This window comes from Streptomyces similanensis (genome assembly GCF_039543625.1).
In the GTDB taxonomy this organism is placed as follows: Bacteria; Actinomycetota; Actinomycetes; order Streptomycetales; family Streptomycetaceae; genus Streptomyces; species Streptomyces similanensis.
Genome location: NZ_BAABKC010000067.1, coordinates 1 through 16977, shown reverse-complemented (window position 1 = coordinate 16977; position 16977 = coordinate 1). Strand labels below are relative to the sequence as shown.

General features: G+C 69.5%; 12 protein-coding genes and 5 pseudogenes. 8 read left to right on the top strand and 9 right to left on the bottom strand.

Annotation, left to right across the window (positions count from 1 at the left end; genetic code table 11):
* The first annotated feature begins 61 nt into the window (after positions 1 to 61).
* Positions 62 to 3688 carry a cobaltochelatase subunit CobN gene (cobN, locus tag ABEB07_RS22580; RefSeq protein ID WP_345670013.1) on the top strand — a complete coding sequence of 1209 codons (3627 nt, stop codon included), beginning with the start codon at positions 62 to 64 and terminating at the stop codon, positions 3686 to 3688.
* A 40-nt stretch (positions 3689 to 3728) separates the two neighbouring features.
* Here the strand turns inward: cobN and ABEB07_RS22575 are convergent, their stop codons facing one another.
* A complete protein-coding gene (locus ABEB07_RS22575) occupies positions 3729 to 4220 on the bottom strand; it encodes a Fur family transcriptional regulator (RefSeq protein WP_345670012.1) in 492 nt (163 codons plus the stop codon).
* 156 nt (positions 4221 to 4376) lie between these two features.
* On the opposite strand from ABEB07_RS22575, the gene ABEB07_RS22570 reads away from it, so the two are divergent.
* On the top strand, positions 4377 to 5024 hold the full coding sequence (locus ABEB07_RS22570) for a superoxide dismutase (RefSeq protein WP_345670011.1): 648 nt from the start codon (positions 4377 to 4379) through the stop codon (positions 5022 to 5024).
* Positions 5025 to 5196: 172 nt separating this feature from the next.
* On the opposite strand, the gene ABEB07_RS22565 is transcribed toward ABEB07_RS22570, so the two are convergent.
* Positions 5197 to 6192 carry a LacI family DNA-binding transcriptional regulator gene (locus tag ABEB07_RS22565; protein ID WP_345670010.1) on the bottom strand — a complete coding sequence of 332 codons (996 nt, stop codon included), beginning with the start codon at positions 6190 to 6192 and terminating at the stop codon, positions 5197 to 5199.
* A gap of 144 nt (positions 6193 to 6336) precedes the next feature.
* Here ABEB07_RS22565 and ABEB07_RS22560 point away from each other — a divergent pair, with 144 nt between their 5' ends.
* The 3 genes and pseudogenes from ABEB07_RS22560 to ABEB07_RS22550 all read left to right on the top strand — a co-directional run.
* Positions 6337 to 7287 carry a nitrilase-related carbon-nitrogen hydrolase gene (locus ABEB07_RS22560; protein WP_345670009.1) on the top strand — a complete coding sequence of 317 codons (951 nt, stop codon included), beginning with the start codon at positions 6337 to 6339 and terminating at the stop codon, positions 7285 to 7287.
* 156 nt (positions 7288 to 7443) lie between these two features.
* The gene (locus tag ABEB07_RS22555) at positions 7444 to 8100 is read left to right on the top strand and encodes a CGNR zinc finger domain-containing protein (RefSeq protein ID WP_345670008.1); all 657 of its coding nucleotides are present in this window, start codon (positions 7444 to 7446) and stop codon (positions 8098 to 8100) included.
* A gap of 475 nt (positions 8101 to 8575) precedes the next feature.
* Positions 8576 to 8930 (top strand): annotated as a pseudogene (locus ABEB07_RS22550) (transposase); the annotation flags it as partial.
* Between the two features lie 58 nt (positions 8931 to 8988).
* On the opposite strand, the gene ABEB07_RS22545 reads toward ABEB07_RS22550, so the two are convergent.
* The 4 genes and pseudogenes from ABEB07_RS22545 to ABEB07_RS22530 form a co-directional block, all read right to left on the bottom strand.
* On the bottom strand, positions 8989 to 9231 hold the full coding sequence (locus ABEB07_RS22545) for an integrase core domain-containing protein (RefSeq protein WP_345670005.1): 243 nt from the start codon (positions 9229 to 9231) through the stop codon (positions 8989 to 8991).
* A gap of 64 nt (positions 9232 to 9295) precedes the next feature.
* Positions 9296 to 9496, bottom strand: a pseudogene (locus tag ABEB07_RS22540) (IS30 family transposase); the annotation flags it as partial.
* Positions 9497 to 9659: 163 nt separating this feature from the next.
* Positions 9660 to 10580 (bottom strand): annotated as a pseudogene (locus ABEB07_RS22535) (IS110 family transposase); the annotation flags it as partial.
* A gap of 258 nt (positions 10581 to 10838) precedes the next feature.
* A pseudogene (locus ABEB07_RS22530) lies at positions 10839 to 11929 on the bottom strand (IS30 family transposase); the annotation flags it as partial.
* Positions 11930 to 12216: 287 nt separating this feature from the next.
* Here ABEB07_RS22530 and ABEB07_RS39265 point away from each other — a divergent pair.
* Positions 12217 to 12435 carry an integrase core domain-containing protein gene (locus ABEB07_RS39265; protein WP_425589058.1) on the top strand — a complete coding sequence of 73 codons (219 nt, stop codon included), beginning with the start codon at positions 12217 to 12219 and terminating at the stop codon, positions 12433 to 12435.
* A gap of 49 nt (positions 12436 to 12484) precedes the next feature.
* Here ABEB07_RS39265 and ABEB07_RS22520 read toward each other — a convergent pair whose 3' ends face one another.
* Positions 12485 to 13405, bottom strand: coding sequence for an SDR family oxidoreductase (locus tag ABEB07_RS22520; RefSeq protein WP_345670004.1), 921 nt, complete (start codon positions 13403 to 13405; stop codon positions 12485 to 12487).
* Positions 13406 to 13525: 120 nt separating this feature from the next.
* On the opposite strand from ABEB07_RS22520, the gene ABEB07_RS22515 reads away from it, so the two are divergent.
* The gene (locus ABEB07_RS22515) at positions 13526 to 14131 is read left to right on the top strand and encodes a TetR family transcriptional regulator (protein ID WP_345670003.1); all 606 of its coding nucleotides are present in this window, start codon (positions 13526 to 13528) and stop codon (positions 14129 to 14131) included.
* A 391-nt stretch (positions 14132 to 14522) separates the two neighbouring features.
* Positions 14523 to 14831 carry a DUF7677 family protein gene (locus ABEB07_RS22510; protein ID WP_345670001.1) on the top strand — a complete coding sequence of 103 codons (309 nt, stop codon included), beginning with the start codon at positions 14523 to 14525 and terminating at the stop codon, positions 14829 to 14831.
* A gap of 25 nt (positions 14832 to 14856) precedes the next feature.
* On the opposite strand, the pseudogene ABEB07_RS22505 reads toward ABEB07_RS22510, so the two are convergent.
* Positions 14857 to 15686: pseudogene (locus ABEB07_RS22505) on the bottom strand (IS5 family transposase).
* Positions 15687 to 15896: 210 nt separating this feature from the next.
* The coding region (locus ABEB07_RS22500; RefSeq protein ID WP_345670000.1) for an IS1380 family transposase at positions 15897 to 16977 on the bottom strand (1081 nt) is incomplete at its 5' end.

Genomic DNA, 16977 nt, shown 5'->3' with positions numbered 1-16977 from the left:
CGACGGGGTGACTCATTCCACACCGCCCGGGGCGCGGACCCCGAGGAAGGCCAGGCGACGCATGCCCACTCCGTCCGGGGAGCGTGCCCCGCACGCCCGCGACATCCTGCTCCTGTCGACCTCCGACACCGACCTGCTCAGCGCCCGCGCGGCCGGCGGCCCGGTCGCCTACCGCTTCGCCAACCCGGCCCGACTTCCGCTGGACCGGCTTCCGGCCCTCCTCGACGGCGTCGGGCTCGTCGTCGTTCGCCTTCTCGGCGGGATCCGAGCCTGGCAGGACGGCTTGGACCTGCTCCTCGCGGACGGGCGCCCGGTCATCGTCCTCACCGGTGAACAGGCCCCCGACGCGCAGCTGATGGCCGCTTCCACCGTCCCCATCGGCATCGCCGCCGAGGCACACGCCTACCTCGCCCACGGCGGCCCCGCCAACCTGGAACACCTGGCCCGGTTCCTCTCCGACACGGTGCTGCTCACCGGCCACGGATTCGACGCGCCCGCCCCCGCCCCCTCCTGGGGACCCTTGCAGCGCCCGGAGCCGAAGGCAGACGGCCCGACCGTCGCCGTGCTCTACTACCGCGCCCACCACATGAGCGGCAACACGGCCTTCGTCCACGCCCTGTGCGACGCCGTCGAGGACGCGGGCGGCCGCCCGCTGCCCCTCTACGTCGCCTCCCTGCGCGCCCCCGAGCCGGAGCTGATCGACGAACTGCGCGCCGCCGACGTGATCGTCACCACCGTGCTGGCGGCCGGCGGCACCAGGCCCGCCGAGGCGTCGGCCGGGCAGGACGACGAGTCCTGGGACGCCGGCGCGCTCACCGCGCTGGACGTCCCGATCCTGCAGGCCCTGTGCCTGACCAGCTCGCGCACGACATGGGAGGAGAACGACGAGGGCGTCTCCCCGCTCGACGCGGCCAGCCAGATCGCCGTGCCCGAGTTCGACGGCCGCCTGATCACCGTGCCGTTCTCCTTCAAGGAGATCGACGCCGACGGCCTGCCCGCCTACGTCGCCGACCCCGAGCGATCCGCCCGCGTCGCCGGAATCGCCGTACGCCACGCCCGGCTTCGCCACATCCCGCCCGTCCGCAAGCGTCTCGCCCTCGTCCTGTCCGCCTACCCGACCAAGCACTCCCGCATCGGCAACGCCGTCGGCCTGGACACCCCCGCCAGCGCCGTCGCCCTGCTGCGCCGCCTGCGGGACGAGGGATACGACTTCGGCGGGGTCGACGTCCCCGGCCTGGCCTCGGGCGACGGCGACGAACTGATCCGCGCGCTCATCGAGGCGGGCGGCCACGACCAGGACTGGCTCACCGAGGAGCAGTTGGCGCGCAACCCGGTGCGCATCCCGGCCGCCGACTACCGCCGCTGGTTCGCGACCCTGCCCGAGAGCCTGCGCACGGCGGTGGAGGAGCACTGGGGCCCGCCGCCCGGCGAGATGTTCGTCGACCGCAGCCGCGACAAGGAGGGCGACATCGTCCTGGCGGCCCTGCGCTTCGGCAACCTGCTCATCCTCATCCAGCCCCCGCGCGGCTTCGGCGAGAACCCGATCGCCATCTACCACGACCCCGACCTCCCGCCGTCCCACCACTACCTGGCCGCCTACCGGTGGATCGCCGCCCCGCAGACCGACGGCGGCTTCGGCGCCGACGCGATGATCCACCTCGGCAAGCACGGCAACCTGGAATGGCTGCCCGGCAAGAACGCCGGCCTCTCCGCCGCCTGCGGCCCCGACGCCGCCCTCGGCGACCTCCCCCTGGTCTACCCCTTCCTGGTCAACGACCCCGGCGAAGGCACCCAGGCCAAACGCCGCGCCCACGCGACCCTCGTCGACCACCTCGTCCCGCCCATGGCCCGCGCCGACTCCTACGGCGACATCGCACGGCTGGAACAACTCCTCGACGAGTACGCACAGATCTCCGCCATGGACCCGGCCAAGCTGCCCGCCATCCGCGCCCAGATCTGGACCCTCATCCAGGCCGCCCGCCTCGACCACGATCTCGGCCTGGACGACCGCCCCGACGACGACGGCTTCGACGACTTCCTCCTCCACGTCGACGGCTGGCTCTGCGAGGTCAAGGACGCCCAGATCCGCGACGGCCTCCACGTCCTCGGCACCGCGCCCGCCGGCGAGGACCGCGTCAACCTCGTCCTCGCCATCCTGCGCGCCCGCCAGATCTGGGGCGGCACCACCGCCCTCCCCGGTCTGCGCGAGGCCCTCGGCCTGGACGAGTCCGCCGCGACCCGCACGACGGCCGACGCGGCCGAGGAGCAGGCGCGGGCCCTGGTGAAGGCGATGGAGGACGCGCACTGGGACCCGGCCGCCGTCCCCGTCGAGCACGGCGAACATGTCGCCGCCGTCCTTGAGTTCGCCGCCCGCGAGGTCGTCCCCCGGCTCGCGGCGACCACGGCGGAGCTGGACCACACCGTGCACGCCCTGGCCGGCGGCTTCGTCCCGGCCGGCCCCTCCGGCTCCCCGCTGCGCGGCCTGGTCAACGTCCTGCCGACCGGCCGCAACTTCTACTCCGTCGATCCCAAGGCCGTCCCCTCCCGCCTCGCCTGGGAGACCGGACAGGCCCTCGCCGACTCCCTCCTCCAGCGCTACCGCGCCGACAACGGCGCCTGGCCCACCTCCGTCGGCCTGTCCCTGTGGGGCACCAGCGCCATGCGCACCGCCGGCGACGACGTCGCCGAGGCGCTCGCCCTGCTCGGCGTCCGCCCCGTCTGGGACGACGCCTCGCGCCGTGTGACCGGCCTTGAGCCCATCCCGTACGAGGAACTGGGCCGCCCGCGCATCGACGTCACCCTGCGCATCTCCGGCTTCTTCCGCGACGCCTTCCCGCACACCATCGGCCTGCTGGACGACGCCGTACGCCTGGCGGCCTCACTCGACGAACCGGCCGAGACCAACCACGTGCGCACCCACGTGCAGGCGGACCTGGCGGCCCACGGCGACGAACGCCGCGCCACCACCCGCATCTTCGGCTCCCGCCCCGGCACCTACGGCGCCGGACTGCTCCAGCTCATCGACTCCCGCGACTGGCGCACCGACGCCGACCTCGCCGAGGTCTACACCGTCTGGGGCGGCTACGCCTACGGCCGCGAACTCGACGGCCGCCCGGCCCGCGAGGAGATGGAGACCGCGTACCGGCGGATCGCGGTCGCGGCGAAGAACACCGACACCCGCGAGCACGACATCGCCGACTCCGACGACTACTTCCAGTACCACGGCGGCATGGTGGCCACCGTGCGCGCCCTGCGCGGCACCGCACCCGAGGCGTACATCGGCGATTCCACCCGCCCGGAGACGGTCCGCACCCGTACCCTCGTCGAGGAGACCTCACGCGTCTTCCGTGCCCGTGTCGTCAACCCCAAGTGGATCGAGGCGATGCGCCGCCACGGCTACAAGGGCGCTTTCGAACTCGCCGCCACCGTGGACTATTTGTTCGGCTACGACGCCACCACCGGGGTGGTCGCCGACTGGATGTACGACAAGCTCACCGAGACCTACGTCCTCGACCTGCACAACCGGGAGTTCCTCCAGCAGGCCAATCCGTGGGCACTGCACGGCATCGCCGAGCGGCTGCTGGAGGCGGAGTCGCGGGGAATGTGGGCCAAGCCGGATCCGGCGGTGCTGGAAGAGCTGCGGCGGGTGTACCTGGAGACGGAGGGGGACCTCGAAGGGGAGGGCTGACCGGGCGCGCGGCGGGCGCGAGGCGTCGTGCCGCCGGGCGTCATCCGCCCTCGGCGCCGCCTCGCACCGGTTCGCCGCTTCCCTGAGCGCAGGCCGTGCACCGGCCGTACACGAGGAGCGAGCCGGAGGAGTCGGGGCTCAGCCCGGTCAGCCGCGCGACCTGTTCGACGGCCGCCTTCACGTGATCGCCCGCGACGTCGCTCACCTGGCCGCACTGCTCGCACACGGTGTGGTGGTGCGGCTCGGAGCTGACCCCGTAGCGCTTGGGGCCTGGGGCGTGGACCACGTGGGTCAGGCCGACCGCCGTCAGGGATTCCAGCGTCCGGTAGACGGTTGCCGGATCGAACGGGGTTCCGCGCCGGTGCAGTTCCGCACAGGCCTCCGCCGAGGAGAGATGGCGCCGGGACGCCGAGAGCATCGTCAGTGTGCACACCCGGCTGGTGGTGCGGCGCAAGCCGTGGGCTCGTAGCAGCGCCGGGGCATCCGGCGGCGTTGTCGCATCGTCCTGCGCCGACGACGGGTTCGTGGTCACGCTGCTGCCTTTCTCACCACGAGGGAGGAGTCCGGGACCCGCGCCGCTCGGTGCGACACGGACGGGTCCGGAGTCCGGTGCCTGATCGCAAACTATCGCTCCTGCTGTTAGCGTGCATCTGCATACCATTGGCAATAACGTCGGAGGACGTTGGACATGGCGCTTTACACGCTTCCCGAACTCCCCTACGACTACTCGGCGTTGGCCCCGGTCATCAGCCCCGAGATCATCGAGCTGCACCACGACAAGCACCACGCGGCTTATGTGAAGGGCGCGAACGACACGCTGGAGCAGCTCGCGGAGGCGCGGGACAAGGAGTCGTGGGGCTCGATCAACGGCCTGGAGAAGAGCCTCGCCTTCCACCTCTCCGGGCACATCCTGCACAGCATCTACTGGCAGAACATGACCGGTCCCAAGGACGGCGGCGGCGAGCCGCTCGCGCAGGACGGGGTCGGCGATCTGGCCGACGCGATCACCGAGTCCTTCGGCTCCTACGCCGGCTTCAAGGCCCAGCTGACCAAGGCGGCGGCCACCACCCAGGGCTCCGGCTGGGGCGTCCTCGCCTACGAGCCGCTGAGCGGGCGCCTGATCGTCGAGCAGGTCTACGACCACCAGGGCAACGTCGGCCAGGGCGCCACCCCGATCCTGGTCTTCGACGCCTGGGAGCACGCCTTCTACCTCCAGTACAAGAACCAGAAGGTCGACTTCATCGAGGCCATGTGGCAGGTCGTCAACTGGCAGGACGTCGCCAAGCGCTACGCCGCCGCCAAGGAGCGCGGCGACAGCCTGCTGCTCAAGCCGTGACGCCGTAGTCACGCGAGCGTCCTGCTCGTGATCGTCTTCTCACCCTTCACGACAGGATCACAGAGGGCTCCCACCGGCCGTTTCGCCGGCGGGAGCCCTCTTGCGTCGCGGTTGGTCGGCCGGAACGGCGCGGGCCGTTCGAGAGAAGGTTCGAGCTGCCGGTACGCGCAGGTCAGCCCAGCGTTGAAGCCCGGGTCTCCAGGCCCCACTCGTGCCGGCGCACGGTGTCCGGAGCCGCGCGGCCGGCGAGGACGTCGCAGAGGAGCTCGGCGCAGGCGCGGCCGTAGGCCGCAGGCCGCAGATCGATCGCGGTGATGGGCGGATTGCCGCCCCGGGCGGCGGGACCGTCCACACACGATGCGACGAGAAGATCCGTTCCCACGACTCTCCCCAGGGCGCCGGCGGCGTGCAGGACCCCGGGCGCCGCGCCGTCGGGGGCGCAGATCACGGCATCGGTCAAGGGGTCCTCGGCGAGCAGGGCGAGCGTGGCCTCCTCCGCCTCACGGGCGGTGGCCGCGAACGAGACCGTCCGTACCGTCACGGGCGCCGAACGGGCACGGCTCCAGCTCTCGGCGGTCGTGCGCAGCGCCGCGGCCCAGGCCGAGGCGTCCGCGGGAGCCAGCAGGGCGGGGCGGCGCGCGCCACGGTCGAGGACGTGGTCGAGCAGGGCGTTCAACGAGGCGGCGTTGTCGCAGACGACGGACCCGACCGGAGCGGGTACGGGCCCCAGGTAGCGCTCGCCGGTGACGACCGGGACGCCGGACTCCAGCAGCGCGGGCACCGCTGTGTCGCCGACCTCGGGATCGATGACGAGCAGCCCGTCGACCCGTGAGGCGAGCCGTCCGCAGGTCCCGCTGGACGGAGCCAGCAGCACCACGTCCAGCCCCTCCTCCTGAGCCCGGGAGACCGCCCCGAAAGCGAGGTTCATGTAGTAGTCGAGCCGCGTCGCGGTCTGCGGCAGGTGGAGGCCGACCGCTCCGGTACTGGCGCGCCGTAGTCGTCGCGCGGCGCTGTTGGGGCGGTAGCCGAGGCGGTCGGCGACCTCCCTGACCCGATCGCGGGTCGTTCCGGCGACCCGCCCCGAGCCCTGGAGGGCGTCGGAGGCGGTGCTCTTGGAGACCCCGGCGGCACGGGCGACGTCGAGAAGGGTCACGGTACGGGCGTTCACACGGCAGAAGTCTAGACGGATCCGAGCGGCCTTGCCGGAACGTTCCGGCATGGGCTACCGTCCTGCACGTGCCGGAACGTTCCGGCACTCCCCCGTGCGGCTGAGTTGCCGCGACAGAACAGCCCTCAGCGTCAGGAATCCGCCATGCGTCTGATCACCGCCTTCAATCCGCCCGCCTCACCGACGCGGACCCGTCCAGCGGACCGGCCTCCCCTGCGCGTCGCCGCCGTGCAGCAGCGCTGGCGCCGCGATCCCGCCGAGCACCGAGCGGGCCTGCTGGAAGGCATCCGGCTCGCGGCGGCCGAGGGGGCGCGCGTGGTGTGTCTTCAGGAGCTGACGCTGTCGCCCTACTTCGCGGTCGTCCGCAAGGCCGACCACCCGGCGCCCGCCGAGCCCGAGGACCTGCTGACCGGCCCGACCTTCGCCTTCGCCGCCGAGGCCGCGCGGGAGTACGGCGTGTACGTGCACGCCTCGCTGTACGAGAAGGCGCCGGCGCCGGACGGCGAGGACGACGGTCTCGGCTACAACACGGCGATCCTGGTCGCCCCGGACGGCACCCTCGCCCAACGGACCCGCAAGACCCACATCCCCGTCTCCGAGGGCTACTACGAGGACCACTGGTTCCGCCAGGGCCCGGCCGGCGAGGAAGCCTTCCCGCTGGTGAAGGTCGACGGGGCCAACCTCGGGCTGCCGACCTGCTGGGACCAGTGGTTCCCGGAGCTGGCGCGCGCCTACTCCCTCGCGGGCGCCGACATCCTCGTCTACCCGACCGCCATCGGTTCCGAGCCCGGTCACCCCGGCTTCGACACCCAGCCGATCTGGCAGAAGGTCATCACGGGCAACGCCATAGCCAACGCCACCTTCATGGTGGTGCCCAACCGCATCGGCGCCGAGAACGGCCTGACGTTCTACGGCAGTTCGTTCATCGTCGACCCCTACGGCCGAGTCCTCGCGCAGGCGCCCCGCGACGAGCCCGCCGTCCTCGTCGCCGATCTCGACCTGGACGCCCGCCGTGACTGGCTGGAGCTCTTCCCCTTCCTCGCCACCCGCCGGCCGGACGCCTACGCCCCGCTGGTGCTTCCGCACCGCCCGTGAGGACGCCGTCGGCGGCGAGGCCGAGTCCCTGAGTTCCGAGGGAGAGGCGGCTGGGAAGGAAGCGTGCGCACGCCGACCGTGCCCGTAATAGGCTCGGCTTGCACATGTCGCTTACCGAACCACCCGTCCCAGCCCGCCCGGAATCAAGGACCACCAGTGGAACTGGCCGAGTATTCGGACTACGCCGTACGCCTGGTCAACACCGAGGACACGGCCCGTCACACGGACCGCCTCACCTCCGTCGAGGCGGTCCGCGCGCTTTTCGGGGAAGCCCTGCAGAGCGCGCGCCGGGTGACGGAGGCCGACGTGACCCGGTTCCGCTCGGTGCGCACCCGGCTGCGCGCGGTCTTCGCAGCGGCCGACGACGGTGACCACACCCAAGCCGTTGATCTGCTCAACGCGTTGCTGCTGGACTTCCCGGTCAGCCCGCAGATCTCCGGCCACGACCACCTCGACGCCGAGGGCCGGCCGCGGTGGCACATGCACCTGGCCGAACACCCGTCGAACGCGACCGCGGGGTACGCCGCCATATCCGCGATGGGTCTGGCCTTTCATCTCACCGCGTTCGGCCCCGGCCGGCTCGGCATGTGTCAGGCGGCGCCGTGCCGCAACGTATACGTCGACTCCTCGACCAACTGCTCGCGCCGGTACTGCTCGAACCGCTGCGCCACCCGGGCGAACGTGGCCGCCCATCGGGCGCGCAAGCGCTTGGGGAGACAGGCCGCCGGGGAAGCCGCCGACGCGACGTCATCGACAGGCGACCGCGAGGATTCCCCGGTTTCCCGGCTCGGTTCGGACGGGTGGCGGAGGTGAATACCGAGCCGCGAGACGTTCCTCGCCGGTGACGGTCGGGTGCTCTGATCAAGCGGCGTCGTACGGCCGATCCACAGCACAGCGTGCGAGGCTCCCCGAGGGGTGCAGCCGTGTGGATCATCCGCGAGGTCGGAATGGGAGGCGGCAGGTCTCCTTCGTGCCAGGAGACTGGCATCTCTATCAGACCCACGGCAGGAGTTTCCAGCCTGCGCATCCGACGTACAGCCATACTGAGACCCTCGGCCCATGCCGTGTCGAGTGCTTCCAGATCCCCGGCGTACGTGTGGTCGAAGTCGTCCAGGAGCTGCCGGGCGCCGGTGGGCGGCCGATCCCAGCCGCCCGCCGGGACCATGGACATGAGGCGGGTGTCGGGGGAAGGGCACCGGTACTCCGGTGAACTGCCGCCTGCTGCCGACCTGGGTACTCCAACAGCGTTTCGTTACCCTTCCTGCTGTGATGTGGACAGCTTCCCAGCGTGATCGACGAACATGCGGACGCGGCCCGGGAACTGGATGACCTTTTCCTCTGCATCGGCCACCGGTTCGGCCGTGCCGACCTGCGGCCGCGGATGGGGGACTATGTGCGGGGTCTGCTCCGCCCCGGTCGGCCGCAAGAACGGCTGGCAACTGGCCGAGTTCGCTGGGCATCACACCCCCGACGGCCTCCAGCGGTTGCTGAACGGAGCGGCCTGGGACGCCGAAGACGTCCGCGACGACCTGCAGTCGTCCGTCGCCGAACACCTCGGCGACGACAGCGGGTTGCTCGTCATCGACGACACCTGCTTCATCAAGACCGCTGCCGGGCGGCGAGAGTCCCTGGCGAACGCGGCTCCGTTACCAAGGGAGAGCCGGCCAAGCGCGGGCCTTGGCCCCTGATCTTCAACACGGGTTATGCGGCTTGGACCGGCGTAGTTGATGTCGTTCGGAGTGCTCGCTCGTAGACGATGGGGCCGCGGCGTCCGAGGCGGGAGTGGCGTCGGAGGATGTTGTAGCGGTGCAGCCGGCGGAAGAGGTCCGGGCGGACCTCGCGCTCGGTGTCCCAGACCCTGCGGCCCTGGAGGGTCTCCCGTTTACACGTCGCGTTGAACGACTCGACGAGTGCGTCGTCCTCGCTGGAGCCGACCGCGCTCATGGACTGGGAGACGCCGGCTTCGCGGCGAGCGTCGGCGAAGGCCCGGCTGCGGTACTGGACGGATTCAATCGGTCGTTGCAACGCTGGTTGGTGGGAGCGATCGTAGCTGCTGGGTGAACACTTCGGCCGGGGTTCGCCACCCGAGGGTTTTCCGGGGCCGGTTGTTGAAGACCGCTGCGACGGCCTGGAGCTCTTCGCTGTTCCAGCGGGACAAGTCGGTGGCCTTGGGAAAGTACTGACGCAGTAGGCCGTTGACGCTTCTGTGTCAAGCAGCGAGCTGGTGTATGGGTGACGTGGTGCTGCCAAGAGGCTCGGTCTTTGGCCATGGCGCGGTGGATGACGTCGATCAGGTGGCGTTTGAGGATTCGCCGGACTCCGCGGGCTCCCTTGATCGGCTCGTGGCGGGCCAAGAGGGCCTGCGCGCCTGGGTGAGATCGCTGCTGGACGATGGATGTCGTGGAGAGCACGCTGTTGAGCCGCCGGTTGCCACCTCTGTGCAGTCGGTAGTGTTCCTTGTCGGAGGAGTAGACCGGGATCGGTGCGGCTCCGGTGTAGCGGGCGAGCTTCGCTGAGCTGGTGAAGCGGGTGATGTCGCCGATCTCCGCGAGGAGGACCGCCGCGGAGACGTGGCTGATCCCGGTGATCTTCAGGAGCGCGGGTGCCAGAGGGGTGACCAGTTCGTGGATCGTGGCTTCGAGTCCGCGGACGTGCTTGTTCAGTTCGCCTATCTCCGTGATCATCTCGGTCAGCATGCGGCGGACATGGGCGCTCATGTCCGTGGTGTCCACCAGCGCGGTCAGCGAGGTCATGCCGGGCCGGCGGGTGAGGTCGCCAGGGGTGTGGTCGAGCCAGAGGTGTGTGTATGCCTTGATCTGGTTGATGACCATGGTGCGACGTCGGCCGAGGTCGGCCCGTGAGGCGACCAGAACGCGCAGCTCGCGCACGCGGTCGTCGATGCGGTCGTCGATGCGGTGGCGGTCCAGGCCAGGGGTGGCGATCGCGGCGTGGGCGACTGCGGCGGCGTCAACGGGGTCGGACTTCGAGCCGGTGGCGGCGTGGAGCTTGCGGTGTGCGGACATGAGCCTGGTGGGAACCCAGACCACCTCGTGGCCAGTCAGCAGCAGGCCATCGGCCAGGCGGCAGGCGAACCCGCGACCATCCTGGATGGCCCAGGTCACGGGGATGCCATCGGCGATCGTGTGGATCCACTTGAGTAGGACGCCGATCAGGTTTGCGTCGTTCTTGACGGTCAAGGGCTTGGTCTGCCGTCTGCCGTCTGCCGTCTGCCGTCTGCCGTCAGCGTCGACGGCCACTGCGACGTGGACGCGCTTGTGCGGGTCGATCCCCACTGTCACCGTCGAGTTGTCCCCTTGTCTGCTGTCACGGATGACGGGACAGACGCGAGGGCCCTGGCCAGGGGACAGACCTATTGCGAGTTGACGACTCAGCAGGCTTCTATCAAGCCACTTCCGGCCAGGGCTCTCGCCCTGTGGACCACCGTGGGCATCTCAACGCAAATCCTTTCAGCACGTGTTCTCCGAGTCACCCGACGATCCCGCCGAACTTCTCCCGTCGAAGAAGCCCGGCCCGCCAAGGCTGCGCCAAAAGGTGTTCTCGTTGGTCCCGCGTTGCCAGGGGCTGTGAGGGTCGGCGAAGTAGCCAGGGATGCCGGTCTCGACCGTGAAGGCGACGTGCGCGGACAGCTCCTTGCCGTGGTCCCAGGTGCGAGACCGCCGGAGTTGGTCAGGCAGTGTGGTCATTGTCCTGGCCAGGGCGTTCTTCATCGTGATGGCGCCGTACCTGGCCAGAGCGGGTCCGTTCTTCGTGCGCGGGACCACACCGTAGCCCTCCTCGCGCGGCAGGTGGACCAGCATGGTGAACCTGGTGGTGCGCTCGACGAGAGTCCCGCTCGCCGAGCGTTTCAGCCCGATGATGAGGTCGCCCTCCCAGTGCCCGGGAACGGCGCGGTCCTCGGCCTCGGCGGGACGCTCGCTGAGGACCTCGTCGGTGACGTGGGCCCACGCCTTGTGCCGGCTGCGTGCCCGAGGAACACGCAGCGCCCGTCCGGTGCGCAGGCAGACACCAACTCGCGTTTCAGCGCACCACGTTGCTCGACGTAGAGCGCCTGGTAGATCGCCTCGTGACTGATGCGCATGTCCTGATCGTCGGGGAACTCGAGCGGCAGGCGTCGCGCGATCTGCTCCGGGCTCCATGCTGTCACCCAGCCTCTGTCGCCGCGGTGCGGCTTGTCGCGCCCCTTCCAGGCCGGGCCTTGCGGGCCGACGCGGTTGCCTCCGGCGTCGGTGATGTACCCCGACAGCCGGTCCTGGACATAGGCTCAGCCTCGGATTGTCCACGAGCTTGGCTGTCTTCGGGCGTCCGGGCCCGGCGTTCAGCGTGCCACTGCGCGGTCGAGGCCCGGTAGTCCAGCTTGCAGGTCCGAGTAGAGGCATTGCGCCGCAGCTCACGGGATATCGTCGACGGCGCCCGTCCGAGTCTGCGGGCGGTCTCGCGAACGCCGGCGCCCTGGGTGTGCCAGACGGCGATGTCCTCCCGTTCGGGAAATGACAGGTAGCGCCCAGACACCTCATCAGGAAGACACGGATTCACGTCGCCAGCGTGCCGGAACCAGCGAATTCCACCGGCCCGGCCCCCCGGCAGCACTGCACGCATCCTCAGTCTTGGCACCCCGAGCGATCGCCGTTCAGAACCTGACCCTGTCCTCACGCCAGGCCACCGACGGCCTGCCCGGCGACGGCATCAATCCCCGATACGCACGAACCTGCTTGTGCCGCTTCACAGAGCCCATCGCTCCACCTCTCGATCAAGGTATTGCGACGATCAGTTGAATCCGTTCAGTACACATCAGAGGCGTTCGCCCTGTTCAGTGACGGTTTCGGTATCCGCAGGAGCATGGGTCGCGTCGGGTCGAGCTACGAGAACGCGCTGGCCGAGAGTTTCTGGCAGTGGCTGAAGTGAGAAGCGATGCAGGGGGTGTTCACGACGGTGCGACACGCCAGGCTGGAGATCTTCCAGTGGCTGACGTACTACAACGCCCGCAGGCGCTACAGCAGCCTTGGCTATCTCTCACCCGTGGGGGCAGCCTGCCAGCCCGCGTCCGTCTCACGCGATCCGATATCGAGCAACAACGGCGAGCACGGCGAGGATCCATGGGCCCTGCCGGTTGTTGTCGAAGATCAGTGACCCAGTGAAATCGGTGCGGCTGACCTTGGCCTCGTCATCGGTGCGTTGCTCATGAGGGTCGGGAGGCCGGCGTGGTCAGGTAATCGCCGTGCTCCAGGTCTTCGAGCAGCGTGGGGTGGCTGGGTGACCAGCCGAGCTGTTCCTGGGTGTACGAACTGGAGGCAGGCCCGTCGTGCCCGTAGGCGGTGGCCATGAACGGGCTGACGAAGTGCGTGGCAGCCTCGTCGGGAGTGAGTGAGACCGTGGGCAGATCGAGCCCCCGGGCGATGGTCTCTGCGATGCTTTTTAGGGTGACGCCGTTTTCGGCTACTCCGTGCAGCACGCTGCCTGCGGGGGCCTTCTCCAGTGCCAGGCGGAACAGGGTCGCCGCGTCGAGCCGGTGCACCGCAGGCCATCGGTTGGCGCCGTCGCCGATGTAGGCCGACACACCGGTCTTTCGGGCAGTGTCGATGAGCATGGGGATGAAACCGTGGTCTTCCGGGCCGTGGACGGTGGGTGCGAGGCGGACCACGCTTGCGCGCACGTCCCGGGCGGCAAGGACCAGACAAGCTCGTTCACCCGCGATGCGGAAGGCGGCGATCCCAGCGGGGTCGGGCTCGTCGTTCTCGGTGGTTTCCCGGCCGGCGGGCATGACGAGGGTGCCCGAGGTGATGACGAGCGGCTTGCCTGTACGTTCCAACGGCTGGCCGAGCGTCTCGATCGCGGTCCGGTCGCGCCTCATCATGTCGTCGAGGTCGGAGAAGTCGCCGCCGTAGGCCATGTGCAGTACTCCGTCGGCGGCTGCGGCACCGCTGTGCAGTCTGTCAAGGTCGTCAAGGGAGCCGAGGTGTGGTGTGGCACCCAGTGACTCCAGCCGGGCAGCGGCGGCATCCGAGCGTGCCAGACCAGTGACGGTGTGGCCGCCTGCAACAAGCTCGGCGACGACTGCGGGGCCGGTCTGGCCAGAACCGCCGGTGACGAAAACATGCATGAAACACTCTCCTACTTGACGCCAGTGACTGGCACTACCTGCATAGCCGTTGACCCTAGGTAGTGCCAGTCACTGGCGTCAAGTAGTGCCAGTAACTGACACCTGCGGTATTCTCGAAGGGTGCCAAGAAGCGGAGCAGAAGCGCGTCGCCGCCTTCAGCGGGCGGCCCTGGAGCTGTACCAGGAACGAGGATTCGATCAGACCACCACGGCGGAGATCGCCGCGCGGGCCGGCGTCAACGAGCGAACGTTCTTCCGGCACTTCCCGGACAAGCGCGAGGTGCTCTTCGACGGCGAAGCCGATTTGCGTGCCGCGCTGACGGAGGCGGTGGCCGACGCGCCCGACGGTCTGGCACCGCTTGAGACGCTGCTCTGTGCCTTCCGGAAAGCCGGGCGGATCCTTGAGGAGAACCGTCCGTTCTCCGAACCACGCCTGGCGATCATCGCGGTGACGCCAGCACTTCGCGAACGCGACCTGGCCAAGGCCGCATCGCTCACTGAAGCCGTAGCGCAGGCGCTGCAGCAGTGCGGTGTCGCGGACCGGCTGGCCGGTTTGGCTGCTCAGGCCGGCTGGGCCGCCTTTCATCACGCGGCTCAAGCCTGGATCGATGACCCCTCACAGGGCTTGGACGCGCACCTCCTCCGAGCCTTCGAAGATCTACGCATCCTCTCCGCGACCGCCCTGCCGACAAAGGCACAGTCCGAGAGACGCCACCGGCGATCGTGAGCGAATCGGGGACGGTCGTTCCGCTCCCAGCCGCTCGGCCCCCGAGCCCTCGCTCGGCCCAACGAGCCGTGAGCCCGGCTGTCCCACCACCGGCATGCCGTCGGGCGTCCGCCGCCCGGGCGGGGTCGGAGCGGCGGACGCGTCTATGTGGGCGGCGGGGGCCGGAGACCGCGAGGTGGCGGTCAGGGTGCGGAACGCGTCCCTCGCGGACCCGGCCGGCGTCAGGACTGCGGCCACGGCCGGAGCCGGTCCACCGTGGCCGCCAAACGGGCAGGGCCGTCACGCTGACGCCGTGCAGCTGCTGCGGTGTGCGGCGGTCTCCAGCACGGCCTAGGCACTGTCGTCAAAAAGATCTTGCCAAAGTGGTGTAGACACCAGGCATGATGTGCCGGTGGGACATCTTCCTGTCGACGTGCGTGCTTCGCTTCGGCTCTTCGCCTTCTACTTGGCGAACGGCACCATCGACGTTGACCTACTCGACGGTTTCGACTACCGATCCGCTCTCTTCCAGTTCGGTTCGTCGTTGGAGCAGGTCTTCGCGATCTACGGCAATGTGCTGCAAGTCGACACAAACGGCGAGGTGCTGAACGACGGGGATGCGCAGTACCGCGTCGCACAGTGGATCCGCAGCTGTTGCGACCCGACTTATGAGGTCGAGCCGCCGTTCCAGGCTTGGGAGACCGAACTCCACGGTCCATGAATGAGCCAGCGCTCCTCGTAGAACATCACACCCACATCAGGACCGAGGCAAGGGTGACGGCTGCCTGGAAGGACTCGGCGGTCTTGTCGTAACGGGTGGCGATGCCTCGCCACTGCTTCAATCGGTTGAAGCAGCGTTCCACCACGTTGTGTCGCTTGTAGACCTCACGGTCGAAGGCCGGTGGCCGGCCGCCGCGGCTGCCAAGCCGGGTCCGGTTGCGGACCTGGTCGGCCCTTTCGGGGATGGTGTGGGCGATGCCCCGGCGCCGCAGTCAGATGCGGATCGCCCGGGAACTGTAGCCCTTGTCGCCGAGGACGTGGACCGGCCTGGTGCGGGGCCGTCCGGGGCCGATGCGGGGCACCCGTATCGCCTCCATCACCTCAGTGAAACGGGTGCAATCGTTGACGTTCCCGCTGGTCAGGACGAAGCCCAGCGGTCGGCCGAGCGCGTCGCACGCAAGGTGGATCTTGGTGGTCAGCCCACCCCTGGACCGTCCGAGTGCCGGGTCGAGGACCCCCTTTTTCGGGCCCCGGCGGCGTGCTGGTGGGCTCGCACGACCGTGGAGTCGACCGAAACCAGCCACTCGATGTCCCCGGCCGCGTCCGCCCTGGCATGCGCGGCCTGGAGCATTCGCTCGAACGTGCCGTCCTTCGCCCACCGGCGGAAACGGGTGTGCAGTGTCGCCCACGACCCGTACCGATCCGGCACGTCCCGCCAGGCCGTACCCGTCCGGAACTTCCACACAATCCCATTCAGGACCGTCCGGTCGTCCACCCGCTTCCGGCCCCGCAACGACACCGGCAGCAACGGTTGGATGAACTCCCACTCAGCATCCGACAGCTCATGACGACGTATCACCCCACCATGATTCACTAATCAAGATCATTTGACGACAGGGCCTAGCCTCGATCTTTCGTGACGGTCTGCCGACGGAGTCGGCAGACCGTTTCGCGTTCCGTAGCTGCTGGTGGGCAGGGCAGTAGCCCGACTGTCGTGTCGGGTGAGCGCCGGGTTCCACTGTTCCGGAGACGATGGTGCTGTTCGCAGGGACGGGAAAGCTACTGCTCAGACCGGGTTGGGCAGTTGTTCGAGCCGTTCGAGGGCGCTGGTGACGACATGGGTCCATGGCCAGTGGCGGGCGAGGCGGAGGATCTGGCGGCGACCGGTGGTGACGAACTGGCCGGCCGAGCTGAACAGGCGGAGCCGCAGGCGGCGGGGCTCCCAGAGGCGGGTCTGGCCGCGCAGGGCAAGCATCGGCATCCAGGCCAACAGGTCGAGTGCGATCTGGACGATCTCCAGCCAGACCCTGTTCTGCGCGGTGTCGTGCAGGGGCAGGTTCCGCAGGCCGGTCGCGCGGGCAGCTCGGATGCGGTCCTCGGCCCGTGCCCGCAGGCGGTGGCGGAGTTCGAGTTCGGCGATGGGCCGGCTGGTGGTGTTGGTGGCGAAGCACGTGATCCGCATGCCGTCGGCGTCTGTGATCCTCAGCTGGGCACCGGGGTGCGGCCGTTCCTTTCGAACGATCAGCCGCATGCCCCTCGGCCAGCCGTCGAGCATGCCGCCGGTGAGTTCGGCGACCCAGGCCCCGTCGCGGATCTCTCCATCGGGCTCGACGGCCGGCGTCCATGCCGCGGGCGGCACCTTGAGTACGGCCTGGTGGATTGCGTCGGTGATGGTCATGCCGACCGAGTACGACAGCCACCGGCCCCGTTTCGCGAGCCAGGCCACGAACTCGTGGGTGCCGCCCGCGGAGTCGGTGCGGATCAGCGTCCGGCGCCCGCGCCGATAGGACTGGGGCAGCTGAGTCAGGGCCAGTTGGGTGGCGGTGATGTGATCGGCGGCGGTGTTGCTGCCTGCGTTCCCGGGCCTGAGCAGAGCGGCCACCGGCTCGCCGGACCCGCCCGTCCCGTGGTCGACGAAGCCCATCAGCGGGTGGTGGCCAAAGGTCTTCTTCCAGGTCGCAGCCGTGTCTTCCTTGTCGGAGTGCGAGATCACCAGGACGCCGTCCAGGTCCACGGTCACCGTCCCGGTCGCATCCGGCGCGCTCTGCTGGGCCAGCTTCCATACACGCTGACGCACTTGGGACCGCGCGCTGCGGATCGCGTTCAAGGCGCGGTGGCCGCCCGCGGCGAGCGTGTCGATCAGCCGG